This window comes from Peribacillus sp. Bi96 (assembly GCF_918698115.1).
In the GTDB taxonomy this organism is placed as follows: Bacteria; Bacillota; Bacilli; order Bacillales; family DSM-1321; genus Peribacillus.
In genome coordinates, this window is sequence record NZ_CAKKLV010000039.1 from 1 (window position 1) to 22,756 (window position 22,756).

22 protein-coding genes and 2 pseudogenes are annotated in these 22,756 nt (G+C 37.3%); 19 read left to right on the forward strand and 5 right to left on the reverse strand.

Features of this window, described 5'->3' with window-relative positions; translation table 11 throughout:
• Positions 1–251, reverse strand: a 251-nt coding sequence (locus tag LQ203_RS25770; protein ID WP_230155323.1) for a transposase, incomplete at its 3' end; no start/stop codon positions are given.
• Between the two features lie 250 nt (positions 252–501).
• Here LQ203_RS25770 and LQ203_RS25775 point away from each other — a divergent pair.
• The 4 genes from LQ203_RS25775 (at position 502) to LQ203_RS25790 (ending at position 3,106) form a co-directional block, all read left to right on the forward strand.
• Entirely contained in the window at positions 502–1,302 is an 801-nt protein-coding gene (locus LQ203_RS25775; protein WP_230162593.1) for a fumarylacetoacetate hydrolase family protein, read from the forward strand.
• A 337-nt stretch (positions 1,303–1,639) separates the two neighbouring features.
• Positions 1,640–1,843, forward strand: coding sequence for a hypothetical protein (locus LQ203_RS25780; protein ID WP_230162595.1), 204 nt, complete (start codon positions 1,640–1,642; stop codon positions 1,841–1,843).
• A 229-nt stretch (positions 1,844–2,072) separates the two neighbouring features.
• Positions 2,073–2,513 carry a cell wall hydrolase gene (locus tag LQ203_RS25785; protein WP_230162597.1) on the forward strand — a complete coding sequence of 147 codons (441 nt, stop codon included), beginning with the start codon at positions 2,073–2,075 and terminating at the stop codon, positions 2,511–2,513.
• A 425-nt stretch (positions 2,514–2,938) separates the two neighbouring features.
• Positions 2,939–3,106, forward strand: a complete 168-nt coding sequence (locus LQ203_RS25790; RefSeq protein WP_230162600.1) for a hypothetical protein — start codon at positions 2,939–2,941, stop codon at positions 3,104–3,106.
• Between the two features lie 223 nt (positions 3,107–3,329).
• On the opposite strand, the gene LQ203_RS25795 is transcribed toward LQ203_RS25790, so the two are convergent.
• Complete coding sequence (locus LQ203_RS25795) at positions 3,330–4,325, reverse strand: zinc-dependent alcohol dehydrogenase family protein (RefSeq protein WP_230162602.1); 996 nt, start codon at positions 4,323–4,325, stop codon at positions 3,330–3,332.
• A 577-nt stretch (positions 4,326–4,902) separates the two neighbouring features.
• Here LQ203_RS25795 and LQ203_RS25800 point away from each other — a divergent pair.
• Complete coding sequence (locus LQ203_RS25800) at positions 4,903–5,271, forward strand: helix-turn-helix domain-containing protein (RefSeq protein ID WP_290370655.1); 369 nt, start codon at positions 4,903–4,905, stop codon at positions 5,269–5,271.
• A gap of 363 nt (positions 5,272–5,634) precedes the next feature.
• Here LQ203_RS25800 and LQ203_RS25805 read toward each other — a convergent pair.
• Together LQ203_RS25805 and LQ203_RS25810 are read right to left on the reverse strand one after the other, a co-directional pair.
• Positions 5,635–5,742 (reverse strand): annotated as a pseudogene (locus tag LQ203_RS25805) (hypothetical protein); the annotation flags it as partial.
• A gap of 32 nt (positions 5,743–5,774) precedes the next feature.
• Positions 5,775–6,377: a TetR-like C-terminal domain-containing protein gene (locus LQ203_RS25810; protein ID WP_356715522.1), complete on the reverse strand. Its 603-nt coding sequence runs from the start codon at positions 6,375–6,377 to the stop codon at positions 5,775–5,777.
• Between the two features lie 219 nt (positions 6,378–6,596).
• Here LQ203_RS25810 and LQ203_RS25815 point away from each other — a divergent pair, with 219 nt between their 5' ends.
• The 3 genes from LQ203_RS25815 (at position 6,597) to LQ203_RS25825 (ending at position 10,061) form a co-directional block, all read left to right on the forward strand.
• The gene (locus LQ203_RS25815) at positions 6,597–8,093 is read left to right on the forward strand and encodes a DHA2 family efflux MFS transporter permease subunit (RefSeq protein WP_230162604.1); all 1,497 of its coding nucleotides are present in this window, start codon (positions 6,597–6,599) and stop codon (positions 8,091–8,093) included.
• A gap of 180 nt (positions 8,094–8,273) precedes the next feature.
• Positions 8,274–9,527: a cytochrome P450 gene (locus LQ203_RS25820; protein ID WP_230162606.1), complete on the forward strand. Its 1,254-nt coding sequence runs from the start codon at positions 8,274–8,276 to the stop codon at positions 9,525–9,527.
• A 324-nt stretch (positions 9,528–9,851) separates the two neighbouring features.
• Positions 9,852–10,061, forward strand: a complete 210-nt coding sequence (locus LQ203_RS25825; protein WP_230162608.1) for a hypothetical protein — start codon at positions 9,852–9,854, stop codon at positions 10,059–10,061.
• A 1,205-nt stretch (positions 10,062–11,266) separates the two neighbouring features.
• On the opposite strand, the gene LQ203_RS25830 is transcribed toward LQ203_RS25825, so the two are convergent.
• Positions 11,267–11,917 (reverse strand): GntR family transcriptional regulator, encoded by a 651-nt coding sequence (locus LQ203_RS25830; RefSeq protein WP_230162610.1) that lies wholly within the window; start codon positions 11,915–11,917, stop codon positions 11,267–11,269.
• A 232-nt stretch (positions 11,918–12,149) separates the two neighbouring features.
• Here LQ203_RS25830 and LQ203_RS25835 point away from each other — a divergent pair, with 232 nt between their 5' ends.
• From LQ203_RS25835 to LQ203_RS25885, 11 genes and pseudogenes are all read left to right on the forward strand, one after another.
• Entirely contained in the window at positions 12,150–12,830 is a 681-nt protein-coding gene (locus LQ203_RS25835) for an RraA family protein (protein ID WP_230162613.1), read from the forward strand.
• 103 nt (positions 12,831–12,933) lie between these two features.
• Complete coding sequence (locus tag LQ203_RS25840) at positions 12,934–14,250, forward strand: MFS transporter (protein ID WP_230162614.1); 1,317 nt, start codon at positions 12,934–12,936, stop codon at positions 14,248–14,250.
• 46 nt (positions 14,251–14,296) lie between these two features.
• Positions 14,297–15,478 carry an aminotransferase A gene (locus LQ203_RS25845; RefSeq protein WP_230162616.1) on the forward strand — a complete coding sequence of 394 codons (1,182 nt, stop codon included), beginning with the start codon at positions 14,297–14,299 and terminating at the stop codon, positions 15,476–15,478.
• A 27-nt stretch (positions 15,479–15,505) separates the two neighbouring features.
• The gene (locus LQ203_RS25850) at positions 15,506–17,182 is read left to right on the forward strand and encodes a M20/M25/M40 family metallo-hydrolase (RefSeq protein WP_230162619.1); all 1,677 of its coding nucleotides are present in this window, start codon (positions 15,506–15,508) and stop codon (positions 17,180–17,182) included.
• 257 nt (positions 17,183–17,439) lie between these two features.
• A complete protein-coding gene (locus LQ203_RS25855) occupies positions 17,440–18,864 on the forward strand; it encodes an amino acid permease (RefSeq protein ID WP_230162621.1) in 1,425 nt (474 codons plus the stop codon).
• 1,020 nt (positions 18,865–19,884) lie between these two features.
• Positions 19,885–20,121, forward strand: a pseudogene (locus LQ203_RS25860) (glutamate dehydrogenase); the annotation flags it as partial.
• Between the two features lie 65 nt (positions 20,122–20,186).
• Positions 20,187–20,339 (forward strand): hypothetical protein, encoded by a 153-nt coding sequence (locus LQ203_RS25865; protein ID WP_230162623.1) that lies wholly within the window; start codon positions 20,187–20,189, stop codon positions 20,337–20,339.
• Positions 20,340–20,539: 200 nt separating this feature from the next.
• A complete protein-coding gene (locus LQ203_RS25870) occupies positions 20,540–21,067 on the forward strand; it encodes an acyl-CoA thioesterase (protein ID WP_230162625.1) in 528 nt (175 codons plus the stop codon).
• A 533-nt stretch (positions 21,068–21,600) separates the two neighbouring features.
• Complete coding sequence (locus LQ203_RS25875; RefSeq protein WP_230162636.1) at positions 21,601–21,828, forward strand: DUF3953 domain-containing protein; 228 nt, start codon at positions 21,601–21,603, stop codon at positions 21,826–21,828.
• A gap of 213 nt (positions 21,829–22,041) precedes the next feature.
• Positions 22,042–22,251, forward strand: coding sequence for a hypothetical protein (locus tag LQ203_RS25880; RefSeq protein ID WP_230162627.1), 210 nt, complete (start codon positions 22,042–22,044; stop codon positions 22,249–22,251).
• 15 nt (positions 22,252–22,266) lie between these two features.
• Entirely contained in the window at positions 22,267–22,509 is a 243-nt protein-coding gene (locus tag LQ203_RS25885) for a hypothetical protein (RefSeq protein WP_230162629.1), read from the forward strand.
• The last annotated feature ends 247 nt before the right edge of the window (positions 22,510–22,756 follow it).

A 22,756-nucleotide genomic window follows, 5' to 3' on the forward strand; every position in this document is an offset into this window, starting at 1 on the left:
TGTACAGCGGTCTCGTTGATTGATGCCCCATATTCGTTCATATATTTAAGTACCTCTAGTTTAAAGGGCAGAGTGTAATTTGTATAGGATGAAGCAAGTCCTTCCATCCCATGTTTTAGATAGCGAGCGACCCATCTTTTCAGAGGGGATAAACCTACATTTCTTTCTTGTGCAATGGATTTATAGGATTTTTTCCCTTCTAAGTACTCTAAAACTGCATGTAATTTTTCGTCTATCGTATATTTAGTCAAAAAAACTGCACCTCCAATTGTTAGATGTTGTCTAACAATTGGGGTGCAGTTCATCCATACAGTTCTTTTTTTATTTAATTTATCTTCTTTATATAAAAGGGAATTAATGGTATCGGGAAGCTAAATTTTATTTCCATTGACCTTATCGGTTATAATGGAGTTGGAAGTCTTCGCTCGCGATTATGTGGAGACCCGAATTTTATATTATCTGAGGTTAGTATACCTTATTTATCAAAGGAGTTTATTCATCATGCATGTGCTACAAAAAACACAAAAAATAGTTCGCTATCAGAATCAACAAGGCAATATACATTACGGTATTGTTGAGGATGATGATATAATTTTACAACTCTCTAGCAGTTTTGCTGAACTTGTCAACAAGGAAATAGAGTATGACGGGGTAAAGGTAAAATATAGTGACGTGAAAATTTTAGAACCTGTAAAACCTTCTAAAGTGGTTAATTTCGGTTGGACATATGCAGGTCATGCGAAGGAAACAGGGGGAGAGGCAAACCTTGTAGAACCATTTCTATTCTTAAAGCCATTATCTGCGCTTATTGCAGACAAGGAGAAAATTATCCTTCCTCCAAACGATCTATCCAACCAAGTGGAGCTTGAAGGTGAAGTAGCCCTAGTCATTGGAAAGCGCGGAAAAAACATTAAAGAAGAGGATGCGCTTGATTATGTGTTTGGTTGCACGATATTTAATGACGTCACAGCAAGAGATCTTACAAAAAAAGATCCACAGTTTACGCGGGGCAAAGGATTTGATACATTCGGACCTTTGGGACCGTGCATCGTTACCGGGGTAGATCCTACAAATTTGCGGATTGTGACCACTTTAAACGGCCGCGTTGTCCAAGACGGGAATACCAATGAAATGTCTCTAAGTATTCCGTATTTAATCAGCTGGCTTTCACAGGTAATGACACTGGAGCCCGGTGACATTTTGGCAACGGGTTCACCATCTGGCAGCTGCCCGATCAAGTCGGGGGATGAGGTCGTTGTTGAAGTCGAGAATATCGGTCGATTGTGTAATGCTGTTCAGTAGGATTTGCCAGCATTTTCACTAACCAAAAATGAAAATGTTCATAAATAAATGAGCCGACTTTTTAATATGTTACAGGGGACATCGCAATAAAAAGAGAGAAATATAGTTGAGTTTTGAATCATTCCTTCATGAACTAACGGTCCGTTAGCTGAAGTAAGGAGCTGTCTTTAAGGCAGCTTTTTTTTTATTCAGCTATCGCGTTAAGTTAGTTGAATAAGCTATGTAGACACTAACTGAATATGTAATGGAAAAAGGGAATTTTTGACGGTTGTGTGAACAGGTAGGATTAGTGACTAGACATAAAGAATACCTACTTTATCAAAAGGGGGCTTCTTTAATGGAAAAAGAAAACTTACTACCTGTAAAATGTTCGTGTTGCAAAAAAGAATTGGACGCAATAGACTTGGTCATCATCAATGAATCACATCAGCTGACGCACATTCAATGCCCTTATAAAGGAGAAGTAGCAATTATTGATGTAGGATATTTTAATGCTGTATCCCGAAAATATCTGACCCGTACGCATGAAAAAGTTAAGTAGGGGCATGTAAAGTCCATGGCTTTACAACTAAAAGGTATATTACTTCAATAAAGAAGGCAGGTTGCTTAGGCAGCCTTTTTCTAATGGCACTAACGGTGCAGTTTAGTTGAATAAAGGGTATAAAAACAATGCCAGAGTTTTCATTTAACTTAAAAACTCAGCATCCTTATTTTATAAACAATGACATTATTGTAGGCTTTTTTTCATACTATATTTTTGGGGTGAAAAAATGCCAAGAGTAAGTTATCGAAGTTCAGACGTGGACTTAATGGCAAGGATGATGAGAGCAGAAGCCGAAGGTGAAGGATTACAAGGGATGTTATATGTTGGAAATGTAATTGTTAATCGTCTTAAAGCAGATTGTTTAGACTTTAAAGAGTTAAGATCAATTCCACAAGTCATTTATCACGTACAAGGAGGAAATTATTCTTTTGAAGCTGTTCAAAAAGGTAATGTATTTTATCAAAGAGCGAGAACTGCTGAAAAAAGATTAGCAAAACAGAATTTGGATTATTGGAGAGAACATCCAGGGAAATATGCTCTTTGGTATTTTAATCCATATGCTCCATGCCCTCCAACGTGGTATAACCAACCTTTTGCTGGTCAGTATAAAAATCATTGTTATTATGAACCAATAGCTGGGACATGTGAAAGTGTTTATACTGGTTAGGTTGTCTAGGAGTTTTTATTGATCCTGGAGTTTTATTGTGATTTTTCCTTTTTGGTGCTACGAATACAAATTTTTTAGTCGTAGGGCTAGTGCCAGCCATATTCATTCCATGCAACTCCTGTTTGTCATGTAACAGGTGGCGGTTGAAAAAAGCTGCCGCATCCTATTTTATCTATCGTTGTTTCATTGTGAAAATTTTATCTTACGAAATAAAAAGGGAACTTCCTGGTTTGCAGGCGTTCCCTTTTTATATATCAAACATTTAGTAATAGAAATTTATCCAAGAAAGCAAGATTGTGAAATGAACTAAAAGGTGTATGAACTGAGGATCAAAGCTGCTTAAGGCAGCTTTTTCTTTTTGTAACTATCAGACCAGGATATTTTAAGAAATAATGGTAAAATAAAACACGGTGAGGTGATATAAAATGCAAGGTTGGCTTTATGGCTTATATGCTCTTATAATAGCAATAATCTCTATAGTTACAGGGGAAGTAGTAACATTTATTATGCTAGGATTGATATTAATTAGCCTTCAAAATATTCATGCTACATTAAAGGAGATACTGAAAATTAATAAAGAAAAAATTGATTAAAGGGTGCTTTACTTCAATAAGGGAGTTGCTTCGGTAGCTCTTTTTTCTTATAGAGCTAAAGGTCGTGGTTTCAAATGATCTTAAAGTTGCCTATGCCCTGTTAGTTTTCATGGTAATTAAAAATAAAAGCAGACGGTACATAGAGAATCTTATAGAGATTCTATGGACCATCTACTTTTAAATGAACGTAAAATTGTTGAGGCATTTCAAATTTGCAATAATATTACCAGCTATTTTTCAAAACAATTTTTCCTATTGCCTTGCCTGACTCCATGTACTCATGGGCTTTTGAGACTTCATCAAACGTAAAAATGTTTGAATCCAAAAGCGGACGCAGGTTCCCTTCTTCAACCAGCCTAGCAACCTTCTTCAAAATTTCTCCATGATGTTTATGCATGTCCTTGTTTAATATCTTCAACAACATAAAGGTAACATGAAGAGAAAGTCCCTTTGAATGCACGGGGGAGAGGTCATGAGTCGAACGAGCAGCAATGGCTGTTACTGTTCCATGGACTGCTGCTGCCTCAAAAGAGCGATCAAGGTTTTCACCCCCTACCGTGTCAAACACGACGTCAAATCCTTTTCCGTTTGTATATTTTTGTACATAGTCAAGAACGCTTTCTTCTCGATAATTAATCGTTATATCAGCACCAAGGCGTGTGCCAATCTCCAGCTTCTCTTGCGAAGAGGCAGTTGTATAGACTGTCGCTCCTCCCCATTTGGCTAGTTGAATGGCGATGTGTCCTACACCACCGGTGGCACCATGGATCAATATATTTTGTCCAGGTATGAGCCTAGCACGATTAAATAATGCTTCCCAAGCGGTTATGGATACTAATGGTAAAGCTGCGGCTTCTTCCATCGTCAAATTCTTCGGCTTATGAGCAAGTAAATCGGCATCTGCAAGCATAAACTCTGCAAGTGCTCCGCCAGTCCCTCTAAATCCACCGGCGCATCCAAACACTTCATCGCCCATTTTAAATTCGGTTACTCCTTCACCCACTGCAGATACCACCCCTGACACATCTCCGTGTAATACTGCTGGAAACTCAGGTGCAACGGCTGGAACTGCACCAGCACGGACTTTCGTATCAATAGGATTTACACTTGTAGCCTTTACTTGAATAAGTACATGTCCAGGTATCAGTTCAGGTTTTGAAATCTCTTTATATTGAAATGCGGATGGTTCACCAAAAGATTGAATAATTTGTGATTTCATAGTAGTCACTCCTTTTTATTTGCCTAAAAATGGGGAAATATCTCATTACCTATTGATGGTCAGAATGATTGGTATGTGCTAAGAAAAAAGCTAATATAACCTGCGTTTACTTCCCTTTGACCTTGATGATCCAAGCTGCTACTCTAATCTATGTCTAGGTGATTTATTAAATCGTAAATACCTGTAAAAAGAAACCGGATGGTTCCTATGGTAAATGGAGGGGATGACAGAAGACCAAATTTAACAGAAACAGCTCCAGATGCTTATATAATGGTAAATAATATCCCCGAAAACAATCTATTACCCTCCCCTCGGAACGATCATAAAAGTGATTCCTTGTTATGAGATGATCTGGTACCAATCCAATGCTGTGCCAGCTAGTGACATTCTTATCGGATTTTTTTACGTAACGTCTGTAATGGTGAATAGTCCAAAGAGAGGGAATATTTAGTCTTTGCTTGCAAAATCAATGATACTTTATATATTATAATTTTAAAAGTACGAACAATTTTGTGGAATAGGATAAAATTTGTAATATAGTATACAATTTGATACTTAAAAAAATTGGGGTGTTACTATGAAGGACTTTAAAACAGAAATGTGTCCTGATACCACAGCTTGCCCTGTTGCCATTACAGTAGATGTGATAGGCGGCAAATGGAAAGGAATCATATTATATAACTTAATTTCCGGACCTAAACGTTTTAACGAGTTAGGGAAACTTATGCCCTATACCACAAAACGTATGTTAACATTACAACTTCGGGAATTGGAACAAGATGGTATTGTATATCGTGAAATATATCGAGAGATTCCTCCAAAAGTCGAATATTCTCTTACTGCATTTGGGGAAACATTAAAACCTATTATCTACCTCATGCGAGATTGGGGAGATAGGTACGAAAATGAGATTTTAATGAAACGAAAGACCTCAGAAAAAGTGTAGCATCAATAGGTTCTCGCCGACAGATGATGTACGTTCATTCTGAAGGAGGACAGCGGAAGGAACATTTTGCTTTTCTTTCCGTGATAAAAAATCATATTCTGACCGACGGGTGCTAATTTAGTTAAAAAAGATTACGAAAAAATGTACTTAAACTAACACGTGCGGAAGCTGAAGATCGGAGCTGTCTTTATGGAAGCTTTTTCTTATGGAAATAAAGGGGCAGGTGACACAATAAAAAAAGTTTGTTGCATGGAGAGATAAATGATGAAAATAAAGAAAAAACCGTTCAGTTTTCTGAACGGAAACACATTTTAGGTGTGTTGTTAAAGTAATTTAAATTATGGCTTTTATACTAAAGTTCACTCAAAATATGCCAGTTGATTTTTGGAAAGCCTTCTGGAATCCTTTCAACTTTTTTATGGCGTAATCTATTAGATTTACAAGAGTTAGAAACCATAATGCAGCGAGCAAAGGTTCGGTATATCTGTACACTTTATAAATGATTAACTTTCTACATTTATCCTCCTTTGGTGAAGCAAAGAGAATTGTTTCGCTAGAAAAGTCGGTGAATATGGCATATCATTTTGTAGCCACGAAACGATTGTGCCTATTAATGCTGAGGTTTCATACCATATCAAAATGTCTTCCTTGACAATTTCAGTTTGAATATGGGATGACCTTCCGTTTTCCTCTATCTTAGTAACTATCCTCTCCCTTAAAAACATTGTTAAACGTTCTCTAAAGATGGGGACTTTCTTAGAAGCCAGTAGGTTCTTATAAAAATTCGAATGTTCAGCTATATGCACAAGTAAATTTTCGACTATTTTCCAACTAATCTCATCAGAGGATGTCTGGTCCGTTGTTGTATTACTAAAAATCGTTGAAATGTCTTCAATCATATCGTCTGCCATTTTTTCCAACATATCTGGAATATCACGATAATGTAGATAAAAGGTAACACGATTGATGGTTGCTCTCTCTGCCAATCGATTAACCGTTATTTTTTGGAGATCCATTTCCTCAAGTAATTCAACAAATGCATTTTTAATTAATTGTCTTGTACGGAGTATGCGAGGGTCTGTGTGAAGCTTTTTCTTTTCCATCATAGTCTCTTTCCTTCCTCATCAAATCGTAAGCTACACTTCATAGTGTTACGTCGTATTTCTTCTCGATAAACAACATAAACCTTATTTTTGTGAATTAATATACACTTTTTGGAATTTTGTAGCTTGAAAACATGATAAATTGTAATTATAATCTCATTTATACATTGTCAATTATACAACACAGTGTAAATTTAATCTACGGAAGACCCGAGAGGATGTATGAAATTGAGTAAGAATGCAACAATCAAAAAGGGACCAATCATGTTTGTGTTGATAATAGGTGCTTTCCTTGCCACGTTTAATCAAACAATAATGAGCGTTGCCATACCGGAATTAATGAATGATTTTAATATTAAAGCTTCAACAGCTCAGTGGCTTACAACAGGTTATATGTTGGTGAATGGCGTTTTAATTCCTATTACAGCCTTTTTAATCCAGAGATTCTCCACTCGTCAATTGTTCCAAACTTCGATGATCATTTTTCTAGCCGGAACGATTGTTTCTGCAGTCGCAACCAATTTCCCTGTACTTCTGACTGGGCGGCTGATTCAAGCAGCCGGTGCTGGCATTATTATGCCTTTACTCATGAATGTTGTGTTATCCCTTTTCCCTCCAGAGAAGAGAGGATCTGCTATGGGCTACGTCGGGTTAGCGATTATTTTTGCACCTGCAATTGGACCAACACTTACTGGTTATGTTATTGAGACATTTCCTTGGCAAGCCATGTTTTATGGCATGATTCCGTTTACAGTTATTGTTATCATCTGCGGTTTTATTTATCTGAAAAATGTATCAGAACCTGTTCATTCCAAGGTAGACTTTATTAGTGTAGCCCTTTCAACCATCGGATTTGGTGCTTTAATGTACGGCTTCAGCGAAGCCGGCAATGCTGGTTGGTCAAGTACAGAGGTAGTTGTTTCTCTAGTTGTAGGAATCCTGGCCCTTGTCCTGTTTACGTGGCGGCAGCTGATCTCCAAAAATCCGCTACTGAATCTCCGAGCCTTTAAATACAATATGTTTACCTTGACTACCCTTATAAGTATAGGTGTTACCATGATGATGTATGCAGATATGATGCTGCTTCCTCTGTATCTTCAAAATGCCCGCGGTTTTACTGCATTGGAGTCAGGTATACTGATGCTTCCAGGGGCACTCCTAATGGGGTTGCTAAGTCCTGCAGTTGGAAAGCTCTTCGACCGATTTGGAGCCAAATGGCTTACTATTATCGGTATAGCAATAATTATCATCTCAACCGTTGGCTTTATAGATTTGACTGACTCGACCAGCTATACGTTTCTCGTTGTGATGTCTACAGTCCGTCGGATTGGGATGGCTATGTTCCTTATGCCTATACAGACTGCAGGTTTAAATCAATTACCTTCAAGTCTTTATGCACACGGCACAGCTATTTCCAACACTATCAGACAAGTAGCCGGCGCGATAGGTACTGCCCTACTTGTGACAGTAATGACAAACAGTACAACGAATCATCTTCAGGACTTAGTGACGGGAGGAGCGCAGGGTGAAACACAACAACATATGGTTATGGAAGCTTCGATCCAGGGGATAAATGACGCATATTTTGTTATTCTTATCATCGGAATTTTTAGTTTATTGCTTTCCTTCTTTATCAAACGTGTTAAGAATGCTTCTGAAGGAAAACAACATAATTTTAAAGAAGCCAGTAAGAATTTAAGAGGCAAATCCACAATCTAAAGGATGTATAAATTATCCTAGTTGTAAACTAAGGAGGAAATTAGATGTTATATAAAACTTAAAGATTATCATCCTGATGGTTCTTTGAAAGGTATTTTTAGGTCAGCAAATAATTCCTTGGACAATATTTAAGCAAACGGATGACTCCCGTAAAGGGCACATTGAGAAAGGAAGGTTGTCATGAATAATTCAGATCAAAAATTACCAGAGAAATCAATATTGGACGTGTTTAGTGGTGAAAGTGGTGAAAGCCCATTTCCGATATTCGCTAAGATGCGGACAATGGGAGCCATTATTCCTATCCCGTCTCCGATTAGCGGAATGGATGGTCAGGCATGGATGGTTACGCGTATGGAAGAAGCAATGCAGGTGTTAAAAGATCATGCCCATTTTACTGTAGACGGGGGCTCCATCAATGGTAATAGTGATATCAGGCAAAACAATGCTGATCCATCCGCTCCCCCTACCTTCCTTAACGCAAAATCCATGCTTTCTGTCGATGAACCCGACCATCGACGGTTGCGCAGGTTGGTGTCCAAAGCCTTTACGCCTAAATATATGGAAAGCTTACGCCCTCGCGTCCAGGAAATTGCTGACGAATTACTTGATCAGGTACAAGATAAAGGCGAGATGGACCTTGTCAAGGACTATGCCTATCCCTTACCAATCAACGTCATTTCTTACATGCTTGGGGTGCCTCAAGCAGACAAGGAACGGATTAGGGGCTGGTCTGAGGTCATAGCGCACGGTCTGGGCCTAGGAAGGAAAGATCCGGGGGTCGCAGAGCAGATACGAGCCTTCGGGGAATACATCGTGCAGCTTGTCGCTGACAAACGCCAGCATCCTGCTGATGACTTAATCAGCCAATTGGTTGCTATCGAAGAGGAGGGAGATCGACTCGACGAAGCAGAACTAATCTCGATGATCTCGCTTTTGATCTTTGCCGGCCATGAGACAACCTCGAATCTCATTGCCACCGGCACTTTGATGTTGCTGGATCATCCAGAGCAACTGAATATGGCAAAAGCCGACCTCAGTCTGGTTCCTGCAGCTGTGGAAGAATTGCTGCGCTTCAATGGGCCTGCCACAATCGCGGGACCGCGTTTTGCCACTGAAGATATCGAGCTAGCTGGGCAGCAAATCAAAAAAGGGGACATGGTCATTCCCATATTAAAATCAACGAATCGGGATGAGATACAGTTTACCGACCCAGAGGAGCTGGATATTACTCGTACAATGAAACGTCATCTCGCCTTTGGACATGGCATCCATATGTGTTTGGGAGCGCCACTAGCCCGTGTGGAAGGAGACGTTGCGTTTTCCACCCTGTTGAGACGCATGCCTAACCTACGTCTCAGCGTCCCTCGGGAGAATGTCAACTGGCACTTCACGCTGAGCTCACAAGGGTTAATCTCCCTGCCGGTTGCTTTTTAGTAGAGAGATAGAACTCCCTTCTTGACGGGTGTAAGTCCAGAAGCCCCTTATTTCCACTGAAAGCCAAAACTACACTTACTAATGAAGAGCTGCTCAAATGATGGGCGGCTTTTTTTATGTCCTATTCCATAATAAAAGTAAACCAATCGTTTCTTATGGAACTAAAAGGAGCGGATTAGTTTAAAATAGTACCTTCCATCTGTTTAATTGAGTGTCAGCTCATGTTATAATGATGAACTTAGGGTAATTACGACTTTTACTTATAATTGAACGGATGCCAAGAAAAGCCTCCGCATAGCGATAAAAATTTGGAGGTGTAAGAGAATGAATAAACGATGGACGATTGGTAAAATTAAAGAATTTGTTGAGAAAAATTCGGAAAGTAAGTTGTTAACAACGGAATATCACGGATTTTCTCAAAAGTTACTATTTAAATGTGCATGTGGTAGCAACTTTGAAAAAACATTTACGAAATTTAAAAATAATAACCAACGTAAATGTGACGTATGCCAACCGCCACAAACGACACGATAACGTATAGCGAATAAACCAAGTGCCGATTTCTATTAAAGTGAAGTTGGCACTTTTTTTATTTTATAGGGAATAAAAGTGGATTTCACTAAAGGGGAGGTCTAGTCGAATATGCCCTCTTAAAACTTTTCGTTAATAATAAGGAGTAACTTTTTGATTATTTTTTTAAAGGGAGATTTTCTGTATTAGCTTAAGTTATTGAATAAAACATGGATCTTGTTCACTAACAGGTGGGTAAGCTAGCCAGGATATTTGTTGGAATAGCACGCAAAAACGAGACTTATTGTGCAGATAAAGTTCGACCTATAACTGAACTGGTTACATAGTTTTAAAGGGGAATTTTCTAATAGGATTCTCGAAGGTAACCTTCAAAAACTAATTTTCATAGATTTTTTCTGTTAACGAACATTGGCTTATTCGTAGGATTTCAAATATGTACGGAGTACCAGATTTCTTCAACAAAAGGGCACTGACCCATCAGGTTAGCATAACTTATTCACTTTGTTTCCACCTTGAATTATGTGTTTATAGTTATTATCGGTTTTTGGCTTATATCCTCATAGTCATAGGATTGTCTTTAACATTAATAGAACGGTATTTACTTGAAAAGCAACAAAAAAGGAACTAAATGGGCTAGGTTTTACATTTTTTTTAAGCATTTCATCCCTATTATGGGTTATATATTTTGTGTGATTATGAACAAAATGGTGCTTTACTTCATTTAGGGAGGGTTGCTAAAGCAACCTTTTTTATATGTAAACCAGAAGAATTTATTGAAAATAAACTTGTTGATTGTATAGACAAAATTGTTACTGACTATGTGCGGGATATAACCCATAATTGTTTTTCGGGGTGATGTGTGAAGGTTATAGTTGTTGCTGACATGGTAAAAAACTGATTCGTGGATAGAAATGGGAAAAGCACAAAATGCGAACCTTTTTACTCGTTTATTTCCCCAAATCTCATTTTTTCTTAATAATACAAAAAAGTACCCTATAAGTAGACCTTTTTTTAAATGTCTACTCTATAGGGTACATTTTATATATGTTTGTACTTTTTGAATATTACTTTGCCGAGTAATGAGTTACTTACAGTATTATTTTTGATAAATAACAATTCAAAATGTATATAGTGTTGTTACATGACTTGTTAGAGAATGGCTGTGGGATTTTTTAGACGAGCATCACTCTACACTTTTGCAGTACCGTTCATGGATCCAGGAGCGTTTTTCTGCCATATTGTAAGTGTTCTTCAATATGTCGAACTACTTCTTCCGCGTTGCCTTTTTCCAGGGCCCTTACAATTAATAAGTGTTCATCATATGTTTGCTTTAGGCGATCAATTTTTTTCTTTAATACTTCTTTTCCGTAAAATGTAAGTTTTTCTCTAATGCTTTTAAACATCTCAAACATTTGTTCATTTTTATTAAACTCCATTATTTTAAGATGGAACCTCATATCGTATTCAAGTGCTGAATAGGAATCTTCGTTTTTTATATACTCGTATTGCTGGTTTAAGATGTCATATAGTTCTTCGAGTTGGTGTTTTTCAATACTATGTGAAAGCTTTCGTAACGCAAATGTTTCAAGTGCAATTCGTATTTCATACACTTCATTGACTTGTTTTACAGAAATATCACATATATAGATACCTTGCTTTGGATGAATACGGACCAATCCATCATGTTCTAAACGCTGAAGGGCTGACCGAATGGGGGTCCTGCTCATTTCTAACTGTTCACTGAGATCCCCCTCTTTAACAAATTCTCCTGGCGATAACTCTCCGTCCATAAGTAGTTTCTTAATCATCTCATAAGCTCGATCTTTTAAAAATTGTCGTTTGGGTTGGTGTATGCTCATTTTATCTATCCTTTTAAAAAGTATTAATACTACATAATCGTATATAAAAATTAATCAACAATGAATTTCATTAACTTACTTTATTCTATCATATAAATCGTGCGATTAAATTCAGAATAGATTGACTAATAAGTTTATCTGTTGTATACATATAATATACAACATAAATACAACAAGTCACAAGAGGTATAAGGTAGTAATTGATAACGTTTACAAAGAAAGGATGAATGTAATGATAACGGTAAATTCTATAATTCCAAGACCAAAACTTGAAGAAGTAAAGCAATTGGGAACTATTTCACCAAGTGATTATGGGCATCATTTGAATTTCCAATTAATCAGTACTAAGAAAATCAAGCCTATATTCCCGATTGAAAACACATTTTCTGGTCCGGCAGTAACGGTCCGAATCCCTCCAAATGACGGTCTATTAGTTTATAAGGCACTGGATTTAGTACAGCCAGGTGATGTAGTTGTGATTGATATGAACGAAGAAGAGCGTTTTGCATGTTGGGGAGAAATTACAACAAGAGTTGCGATGGAAAAAGGAGCTATTGCTGCGATCATTAACGGGCCTGTTACCGACACTAAAATAATTAATAAATTGCAATTCACCGTGTTTTCTTACGCGATTTCACCTTTAACCACCAAAGTCTATAGTATTGATGGCGACGTAAACGTACCTGTATCCATTTCAGGATGCATCGTTAACCCTGGGGATATTATTGTTGGTAGTAATGATGGCTTGTTAGTTGTTCCACAAGAAGAAACATTAAGTTTTATTGAAATCGGCAAAAAGGAAGAAGAAGCAGATGAAAAACGACGTCAAGAGTTGCAAGCTTTAGGTGTTGAAAAATACCTTCGTCGATTCGATCCTCTTTGGGAAAAGATGTTAATCAATAATCAAAATTAACCGATTTACTAAAAATGCTTATTTCTTTCACCTAGGCTCCCTACATAATCCTGTTTTATACTTTTTTCAGTTATTAATTCTTATAAAGGAAGTGGATAAAAAGATGAAACAAGGGAACATCGAAAAACAGGTAGAATTAATCGACGAATCTCAAGGCAAGGAGAGAAAAATTGGATTACGTTGGGGCATGGGTTTGATTTTTTTTATTATAGGTTTGATAGCGTACATGGACCGAGCCAATCTATCTGTGGTCGCTAAACCGATGATGGATGCTCTAAATATGAACAAAGTTGAATTTGGACTTTTGTCTTCCCTCTTTTACGCAGGATACTGTATTGCTCAAATTCCAGGTGGGATGCTAGCAGAAAAATTCGGGTCAAGGAAGATCATTATAATAGCGATTACCTGGTGGTCTGCATTTACAGCACTTACAGCTGCCTCTACTTCTTACGTTGTATTATGCATTGTAAGGTTTCTGTTTGGTGTTGGTGAGGGTCCAATGTATCCAGCCAACGCTGTCTTCAATTCATACTGGTTCCAAAAACATGAAAAGGGACGAGCAGCAAGTGCTTTATTAGCTGGTTCTTTCTTCGGACCTGTTATAGCACCAGGGGTTTCAGTGGCTATCTTGCTGCTTTTTGGATGGCAAGGCGTTTTCTATAGTTTCGCTATTCTTGGCATTGGGATTGGCTTAGTTTGGTATATTGTAGGGCGTGATAAACCAGAAAATCATCCTTGGATTTCTGAAAAAGAAAAAGTGCTTATTTGTGAAAATCGAAGCATCACCGGAACAGTAAAAAAGACCGCCCCGTGGAAGATTTATCTAAGAAACATCCGATTTTGGGCAGTTGGGATACAATACTTTGTCGTCATCTATATGAACACCTTCTTTTTAACATGGTTACCTACTTATTTAATGGAAGCACGAAATTTCTCATTAAAAGAAATGGGGGTAGCGGCAAGTTTCCCTTGGCTGGCCATTTGTTTCACTGTTCTTGCTGGAGGCGCCTTATCGGATATCATCTTACAAAGAACAAACTCACGAATGAAAGCTCGAGGTAGTCTAGCCTTGATCGGATTCATTTTTTTCATTATAGGATTGTATTTCGCTGCCTATTCCACAAGTCCTTGGATGAACGTTGTCTGGTTGACACTAGCACTTGGCGCTCTTGGGCTGCCAATCGTTACTTCTTGGGCAACCGCAAACGATTTAGGTCAAGAATTCGCAGGGTCTGTCAGTGGTTGGATGAACCTTTGGGGAAGCATTGGAGGAATAACATCTCCAATTATCTGCGGATGGTTAGCGCAGGAAATGGGTTGGAATACAACCCTATTAATCAACATCATCCCTATCGGACTTGCTATTTTCTTATGGTTTCTCATCAAACCTGATCGTCCATTAATTCCGGCTGAAAATTAGAAACACTATGTAAGATCAAAAATAATAAAAAAAGGTGATAGGACAAATGGAAATTACGATAAATAAAAGCGTCTCAACCATCAAGATTCCCGGAATACGGACATTTTCCAATATGGTGATCCATAATACAGATGCGATCAATCTTACTCTTGGTCAGCCAGATTTCCCAACACCTGAACATATAAAAGAAGCTGCAATAACAGCGATTAGACAAGACCATACAGCCTATACACATAACGCGGGCCTATTGAGCCTTCGGAAGGCTGCCGCAGATTATGTATTCCAAAAGTATAATCTCACCTACAATCCTGAGGATGAAATCATTGTAACAAATGGTGCAACTGAAGCCATTGATAGTGCGTTCCGAACCATTTTACAAGCAGGGGATGAAGTCATTCTTCCCTCGCCAATTTATCCTGGATACGAACCGTTAATTACATTATGCGGAGCAGTTCCGGTTTACGTTGATACGTCAAAAAATTCTTTCAAAATGAATGCTGAAATGATTAAGAATAAACTAACGGAACGAACACGCTGCATTGTTCTTTGCTCACCTTCAAATCCTACCGGAAGGATGTTAAGTGAAGAAGATATCGTTGAAATTGCTAATGTACTTAGAAATAAAAACATCTTTGTTGTTTCAGACGAAATCTACAGTGAACTGTATTATGATAAAAAGCATTGTTCAATTGCCTCTATTCCAGGTATGAGGGAGAAAACTATCGTCATTAACGGAATTGCAAAATCCCATTCTATGACAGGTTGGAGAATTGGTTTTACTTTTTCGCCTTCCTATTTATCTAGCCAAATGTTAAAAGTCCATCTTTATAATTCAGTTTGTGCCAGCACAATTAGCCAATATGCGGCAATCGAAGCTTTAACCAAAGGGAAGGATGATCCAAGTCAGATGGTTGAAGAGTATCGAAAAAGGAGAGAGTACGTCTGCAAAAGGCTTACCGAGATGGGATTAGATGTGGTCAAACCAGATGGTGCCTTTTACGTTTTTCCTTCTATAAAAAGTACAAAGATGAAATCGTTTGATTTTGCGCTGAAGCTACTCCAAGAGACAAGTGTTGCAGTTGTTCCTGGCGATGCGTTTTCAGAGTTTGGAGAAGGGTATGTAAGGATTTCTTATGCGGCTTCTATCGAAACGCTTAAAGAAGGATTAAACAGAATGGAGCAATTTGTTCATTCAATAAAGCGTAAACAGTTAGCAACTAATAAATAAAAACATTTATTAAGGGAGATAACAATCATGTACAACAAAATTTACAACATGACAATGCCAGAAAAAGTAGAAACGCTTACACGTGCTCTTGTAAGTATTAACAGCATTAACGGAACAATTGGCGAGGTGGAAGTGGCTAACTTTGTAAAAGAAACTCTTCTAGGCTTTCCGTATTTTCAACAAAACCCATCTCAAGTATGGGAACAGCCGGTTCCAAACGATATACTAGGCCGGAAAAATATTTTTGCTTTAGTCAAAGGGAAAACAGAGACAAAAGATACAATTATTTACCATTCTCATTTGGATACGGTTGGTATTGAAGATTATAGCAACATGAAAAAAGATGCGATGAATCCCGATGCGTTAGAGGATTTTTTCAAAATGTATGCATTTGACAATGATGTACAAAAAGATGCTCAATCAGGAGAGTGGCTGTTTGGAAGAGGATCCGTTGATATGCAAAGCGGGATCGCAATACATATTGCAAATGTTCTCCACTTTTCCGAACATCCCGAAGAATTGACGGGTAATATCCTGTTAATGGTGAACCCTGATGAAGAAAGCCAGCATAAGGGAGTGATATCTGCCATTGCTGAGTTGAATAGATTGAAAGAGGAGCAAGGATTGTCTTATACAGTAGCCATTAATGATGATTTTATTACTCCTTTATATGATAATGACCCTCACCGCTATATTTATACGGGAGCAGCAGGAAAGCTTCTGCCGAGTTTCTATATTTATGGTCGCGAGGCCCATGTAGGTGAAACGTTATCCGGTATTGATCCAAACTTTATTGCGGCTGAGATAACGCGCCGTGTCCATAATAACCTAGATCTAGCCGAAAATATTGACGGTGAATTGGTTCTCCCACCTTCTTGTTTGTATCAACGCGATACAAAAGAATTTTACAATGTTCAAACCGCTACTAGTAGCTACCTCTATTTTAACTACTTTGTTTATAAAGCGACGACGAAGGAAGTCATGGATAAGTTAACTGCTGTTGCATTTGAGGCCTGCAGGGAAACAGAACATGTCCTATTCAAGCATTACAATGATTTTCTCATGCGCACAGGGTTGCCACCTAAAACACTATCCTGGAATATTGAAGTAACGAGTTTGGCAGATTATGTGGATGAGTTGGAAAAGATGGGGATTAATACAGCGGAAAGAATGAAGAAAGTGTTTAATGAGAATGAAAATTTAGAGCCAAGAATGCTTTGCTTCAAAATTGTCGAAGCCTTACAAGAACTTGATCCGAATAAAAAGCCGCGGGTTATCATCTTTTTCGCGCCACCTTATCTTCCACACAACTATTTAAATCAAGATAATGAGAGGGACGCTAATCTGGAAAATGCGCTAAAAGAAGTATTAGATGAAGTAGCAAAAGAAACTGACGAAAAGTTTGCAGTAAAAAAGTTCTTCCCCTATTTGGCAGATGGAAGCTTTTTATCATTGCACGAAACCGACGAGGACATCCTGTCGTTATTAAAAAATTTCCCAGAATGGGAGTCCATTTATCCTTTGCCTATAAAGGACATTCGTAATCTGAATATTCCGTCTATCAATATCGGAGTATATGGAAAAGACGCTCATAAATGGACAGAACGCGTTTATAAACCTTATACTTTTGGCGTTTTACCCGGACTTTTAAGAAATGTAACGCTTAAGTTATTAACAAAAAAAGAGGGAATTTTCAGCAAATAGGCCCGGTAATGTAATGGCTTCAAAAGATAGGAAGGAGAATGAATCTCTTATTCCTTCCTATCTTCCCTAATAATTTGATGTTATTAAGCATATGTGTTTATAAAAACAGCTATCGTTAGAGTAGTTTACTATATTTCGAGGCTATTGCAAAAGTAGAAAAAAACTCCTTTCCTAGAAATGTCTACGAAAGGAGGAATTAATTTTCTTAATATTTTAATGTTTGGTTTTATTAATGATATAAGAAAGAGTGATAAAAAATGGGAATGATACACAAGGAAAACGATGAATTAAAACGTACGATGAAAAGCAGACATTTGTTCATGATTGCACTTGGTGGTGTCATTGGAACTGGATTATTTCTTGGGTCAGGATTTACAATTAGTCAGGCAGGACCCGGAGGAGCCGTTCTTGCTTATGTACTAGGTGGGTTTCTTATGTACCTTGTTATGCTTTGTCTTGGTGAATTAACAGTAGCTATGCCAAATTCGGGCTCTTTTCAAGCATATGCTACGAAATATATTAGTCCTTCAACCGGATTTACGATTGGTTGGCTTTACTGGTTAAGTTGGGCGAATACCATTGGATTAGAATTTACATCTGCAGGTATTCTTATGCAGCGGTGGTTTCCGGAAGTTCCTGTTTGGATTTGGTGTATGGTATTCGGAATTATTATATTCTCGATCAATGCATTGTCCACTCGTAGCTTTGCAGAAACAGAATTTTGGTTTTCTAGCATTAAGGTGACAGCTATTGTTCTCTTTATTATCCTTGGGGGGGCAGCTATGTTTGGTTTCCTTAACTTAAAAGGTGATGAATCTGCCCCATTTTTTTCGAATTTCACAGGTGACGGTGGCCTCTTCCCAAATGGGATTCTCGCCATATTCTTAACAATGGTTACTGTGAACTATTCTTTCCAGGGAACTGAGCTCATTGGTATAGCTGCTGGAGAAAGTGAAAATCCAGACAAGACACTTCCTCGCTCCATTCGAAATATCATTTGGCGTACCATGTTTTTCTTTGTTTTGGCGATGTTTGTACTTGTTGCACTAATACCGTGGAAAACTGCGGGATTGGTTGAAAGTCCGTTTGTTTCCGTATTTGACATGATTGGAATTCCATATGCTTCAGATATTATGAATTTTGTTATCCTTACCGCTGTTCTATCAGTAGCAAATTCAGGACTGTATGCAGCATCAAGAATGCTCTGGTCACTTTCTAAAACTGAAATGGCCCCATCGATGGTAGGTAAATTATCTTCAAAAGGTATTCCGTTGAATGCACTGATTATCACTATATCGATATCGGCCCTCTCACTTCTTACTAGTGTCGTGGCTGCAGAAACTGTCTATGTATGGCTTATTTCTATTTCTGGTGTGATTACCATTGTCGTATGGATGTCTATTTGTGCATCACAGTTCTTTTTTAGAAAAAGGTTTATAGCAGAAGGTGGAGATGTAAAGGATTTGAAATTTAGAACGCCTCTTTATCCACTCGTTCCGATTCTAGGATTCGTGTCATACGGTATTGTACTAATTAGCCTTATTTTTATTCCTAATCAAAGACTAGGGCTATACTGTGGTATACCTTTCATGGTGGCCTGTTACATTTATTATCACCTAATAATAAAGAAGAAAAATAGGCACAAAAGTGGTGAACACAATGAAATTGGAAAAGCACAATGATTTCTTTGTGGAGTATCCGGTATGCCCTACAACCATTTTATTAATAGCATCTTAAAGGACACTTTTACAGACTTTAAATAAATTACTACTAACATTTTGATTAGATCATTAGGTCCTAGGTAAAGAAGATGTTTAGACATTTTTAGTCTAAACATCTTCTTTTAATCTTTTTATTTTTCACATCTAGAGAGGATAAAAAATAACGCATACGAAAGTTCCGATACGCAAAGGAAAGCTAACTATCGAATGAAATAGTCAAGCCGTTGTTTATCTCTTTATATGAGAAAGCGCAGAACTTGTTTGCTATCTATAAAAAAATGGAATAATACGCATAATTGTTTTGCGTTTAAACAAAGTTTGCTTAAGTAAAAAATTGAATATAAAGGAATTAAATCTGGCGTTTCGACTCTATTAATAAAATTTGGATTTGATTCTCCTTTAAGTAACTTATCTCACATTTAATCAAACATCTTCTTTTTGTGCAAAATCATTTTGCTCTCATTATACTAAAATTAATCGGTGCAAAAATATTTTGCGATTTTTAGTCCTTAAATCCTTTAATGCTAAGAGTTACCTTATGAAAGGAAGTTGGCACGATAGTTGCATTATAGATTGATGAAGAGTTAAAAACTTAGGAGGTAAAACATATATGTCCTTAATCCAATACTCATGAACCATTTGCAGATATTAAGTAAGGAGAAAATACAATAGACTATCAAGAAGCACATTCTTCTATATAAAATCGAACTCGGTAAGGAATATTTGCGTGTTATAGGAGAAGAGTTTGATTGGGAGATGGGCAAAATTCTAAGGTGCTACATTAATAAACAGAGATAGGAAAACAAGGGATAAGGTTAATTGCAAAGAATTTGAACAGGTGATCTGAGTTTATTTCGTTCCACACAAACAGTCATAAAAGAAGCGATAAAAAAATTAGGTTATTCAGAGGGATTTTTTGAACTATTAAAAGAGCCGATGCGCATGATGACCGTTCGTATACCGGTCAAAATGGTGAATAACGATAATATATACAGTACAGGTGGTGTCATGGTTTCTTACTTTGAATGGGTACAAAATACGTAAGGATATTATTGGCTAGAGAAAGAAGTGGCTGAAAAATTACGCAAAGTAATGGTCAATTCTTTTTGAAATATTTATCAAACAACACTGAGACATCAAGTCGATATGCGTTTAGCAGCCTATATGGTGGGAATTAGAAATCCGGCTGAATCTTCTCGTTTCCTGGGCTGGATATAAAATGTAATATTTTCTATCATTCTATGGAAAAACAGATTTAAAAAACTTTTTATTGGAGGCATTTTATGTGGGTAATCACTGTTCATTCCAGGAATAACGTTAAAATATTTGAGTTTGACACTGAAAAAGAAGCTAAAGAAACTTTCAGGGGAATTAAAGGGTGTAAAATCCTAACAGAAGTAATTTATTTTAATGATTATGATTTAGTTGAATCGTAAATAGTTAGAATCTTTAGTTAATTTTAACTTTTTACATTCCTTCTGAAGATAGTCAGGAGTATATAAATCTAGACGTACACTAGAACCTTGTTCAATATCAAATTGAATTGATATGAACAAGACAGTTCACTATTATGTAGGATTGAGTAATTATTTCGAATGGATATAAAGAAGTTTATATATTATAGGGAGATATGTTTATGGAAGCTAAATACTGCAAAGAATCAAGAGTTATAAGAACAAGCCGTGTGTTTCCAAATGATGTGAATAATCATAATACGTTATTTGGTGGTCGTTTGATGAGTCAATTGGATCAAGTATCCTCTACTTCTGCAGCACGTCATAGTCGTAGGGAATGTGTAACTGCATCAACAGATTCTGTTGATTTTTTACATCCAGTACGAACAACAGATGCAGTCTGCTTTGAATCTTATGTAACTTGGACAGGTACCTCGTCAATGGAAGTTTTTGTGAAAATTATTGCAGAAGACTTAAAAAGCGGTAAACGTAAGATCGCAGCAACTGCACTATTAACATTTGTAGCACTTGATCAACATAACCGGCCAACACGTGTTCCACAAGTCATTCCTGAAACAGAAGAAGAGAGAAAATTACATGAAACCGCACCAGATCGAGCAGGAAAGCGTAAGGAAAGGAAACAAAAAAGTAAGGAGATGGCTGCATTTTTAACTACTAATTATCCCGGGGAGCAATATAGCTCACGTTAAGCTTGGATTGAACTAAAACCTATTCAATGAAACATATCAAAGAAAAAGGACAATTATATGTTTCATGTCATTGGAAAAAAACTAAGCAAAATTTAAAACGACCGTTAAGTTTACTTCACTTTGCGGTCGTTTTATGTTTGAGATGCTCATGTCAGAAACGTTCAAATGCCTACTCATTCTGTGTTATTAAAGAATGATAAGAAACCAAAAACTCATCGAAAGGGAGGAAACTGCGAAAATCTTAACAAGTTTCTAGAACGAAGTTATGAATTCCGCAAAAAAATACTTTTCTCTCATTATAGGGGTACTACTACCTAGCCCCTAGACCAAAGCCTTTTCTTCTTCAACTAAAGGATGCGTTAGCTGAAGATCAGAGCTGTCTTTAAGGCAGCTTTTTCCTTATGCAACTAACGGGGCAGGATAGTTGCATAAAGAAGTTTCCATTTTTTACACAAATAAAAAGGTGTCAAATGGTATGATTGAAACAGAAATTGTACAGAACTTAATTTTTAGGGGGAAATATATTCTTGAAAATGATTAGAATTATCTTAGCAATAATTGTTCTTGCTTTATCAGCCTATCAGCTAATTACTGAAAATTTTGAGTTGATGCCGTATTCTATGTTGTTCTTGGGGGCAATTATGTTAGTTACAGGATTATCTGAACTTCAAAAAGACAGAAAAGGCTTTTGGGGATATATGAGCATTGTTATCTCTTTATTTGTTTTCTTTGTTTCCATACAGGGTTTCTTAATGAACTAACGGGTGCTTTAGCTGAAGATCGGAGCTGTCTTTAAGGCAGCTTTTCTTTATGGAACTATCGGGGCAGGTTAGTTTAACAAAATTCTGATTTAACTCAAAAAACTACGATTATAAATGTAGCTTGATTCAGGCTTATATCTGGAGATTCCAAAAATTAGTATGATACAGCGAATATAAGGAATTTATAGATATCATAACGAGGTGGGACGAGAAATGATAAAAGGTCTTTATGAGGCACATTTACCTGTAAGTAATCTTGAAAACTCAATAAAATTTTATAAAAAGTTAGATTTAGAAATTGCATATCAAAATGATAAATTAGCTTTCTTCTGGATTGAGAAAGGTAAAAGTTGGCTTGGTCTATGGGAAACAAACCATGTAGAAATTCCGTACCATCCTTCAATACGACATGTAGCTTTATAAATAGATATAGAGGACATGACATCAGCAAAAGATTGGTTAAATAGTAAAGGAATCGAAATTCGTACAAGCTTTGACTTAACTGAAGAACAACAACCTTTAGTTCTTGATAACAATCCACAAGCCCACGCAGCTATTTATTTTAATGACCCAGACGGAAATCCTCTAGAATTGATTGCTCCTTTAAGATTGGACTTTGAGGAATCCTTTGGAGAGATGTCATTAGAAGATTGGTATAGAAGAAATACTGCTCGCAACTAATTCTGCTTTTCTTTCAGTAACGGATTCTTGAGTTTAGCAAGGGGGTTGCTGTGGCAATCCTTTTTCTTAATGGACTAACAGGTGCGTTAGCTTAAGATCAGAGCTGTCTTTAAGGCAGCTTTTTCGTGCGCCCGGCATGGGTGCAATCTATAGGGTGCGAGTCCCGAACCATGAAGGCAGTAGTAATGGTTAGCTTAATGCAAGGGTGTCCATGGTGACGTGGAATCTGAAGGAAGCAAGCGGCAAA

Excerpts from the sequence above, each read along its gene's own strand:
- LQ203_RS25775 (WP_230162593.1), top strand. The coding sequence starts at position 502 with ATGCATGTGCTACAAAAAACACAAAAAATAGTTCGCTATCAGAATCAA.
- LQ203_RS25785 (WP_230162597.1), top strand. The coding sequence starts at position 2,073 with ATGCCAAGAGTAAGTTATCGAAGTTCAGACGTGGACTTAATGGCAAGG.
- LQ203_RS25875 (WP_230162636.1), top strand. The coding sequence starts at position 21,601 with ATGATTAGAATTATCTTAGCAATAATTGTTCTTGCTTTATCAGCCTAT.
- LQ203_RS25815 (WP_230162604.1), top strand. The coding sequence starts at position 6,597 with ATGAAATTGAGTAAGAATGCAACAATCAAAAAGGGACCAATCATGTTT.
- LQ203_RS25885 (WP_230162629.1), top strand. The coding sequence starts at position 22,267 with ATGACATCAGCAAAAGATTGGTTAAATAGTAAAGGAATCGAAATTCGT.
- LQ203_RS25830 (WP_230162610.1), bottom strand. The coding sequence starts at position 11,917 with ATGAGCATACACCAACCCAAACGACAATTTTTAAAAGATCGAGCTTAT.
- LQ203_RS25795 (WP_230162602.1), bottom strand. The coding sequence starts at position 4,325 with ATGAAATCACAAATTATTCAATCTTTTGGTGAACCATCCGCATTTCAA.
- LQ203_RS25825 (WP_230162608.1), top strand. The coding sequence starts at position 9,852 with ATGAATAAACGATGGACGATTGGTAAAATTAAAGAATTTGTTGAGAAA.
- LQ203_RS25790 (WP_230162600.1), top strand. The coding sequence starts at position 2,939 with ATGCAAGGTTGGCTTTATGGCTTATATGCTCTTATAATAGCAATAATC.
- LQ203_RS25820 (WP_230162606.1), top strand. The coding sequence starts at position 8,274 with ATGAATAATTCAGATCAAAAATTACCAGAGAAATCAATATTGGACGTG.
- LQ203_RS25855 (WP_230162621.1), top strand. The coding sequence starts at position 17,440 with ATGGGAATGATACACAAGGAAAACGATGAATTAAAACGTACGATGAAA.
- LQ203_RS25845 (WP_230162616.1), top strand. The coding sequence starts at position 14,297 with ATGGAAATTACGATAAATAAAAGCGTCTCAACCATCAAGATTCCCGGA.
- LQ203_RS25800 (WP_290370655.1), top strand. The coding sequence starts at position 4,903 with ATGAAGGACTTTAAAACAGAAATGTGTCCTGATACCACAGCTTGCCCT.
- LQ203_RS25865 (WP_230162623.1), top strand. The coding sequence starts at position 20,187 with ATGTGGGTAATCACTGTTCATTCCAGGAATAACGTTAAAATATTTGAG.
- LQ203_RS25850 (WP_230162619.1), top strand. The coding sequence starts at position 15,506 with ATGTACAACAAAATTTACAACATGACAATGCCAGAAAAAGTAGAAACG.
- LQ203_RS25835 (WP_230162613.1), top strand. The coding sequence starts at position 12,150 with ATGATAACGGTAAATTCTATAATTCCAAGACCAAAACTTGAAGAAGTA.
- LQ203_RS25870 (WP_230162625.1), top strand. The coding sequence starts at position 20,540 with ATGGAAGCTAAATACTGCAAAGAATCAAGAGTTATAAGAACAAGCCGT.
- LQ203_RS25780 (WP_230162595.1), top strand. The coding sequence starts at position 1,640 with ATGGAAAAAGAAAACTTACTACCTGTAAAATGTTCGTGTTGCAAAAAA.
- LQ203_RS25840 (WP_230162614.1), top strand. The coding sequence starts at position 12,934 with ATGAAACAAGGGAACATCGAAAAACAGGTAGAATTAATCGACGAATCT.
- LQ203_RS25810 (WP_356715522.1), bottom strand. The coding sequence starts at position 6,377 with ATGATGGAAAAGAAAAAGCTTCACACAGACCCTCGCATACTCCGTACA.
- LQ203_RS25880 (WP_230162627.1), top strand. The coding sequence starts at position 22,042 with ATGATAAAAGGTCTTTATGAGGCACATTTACCTGTAAGTAATCTTGAA.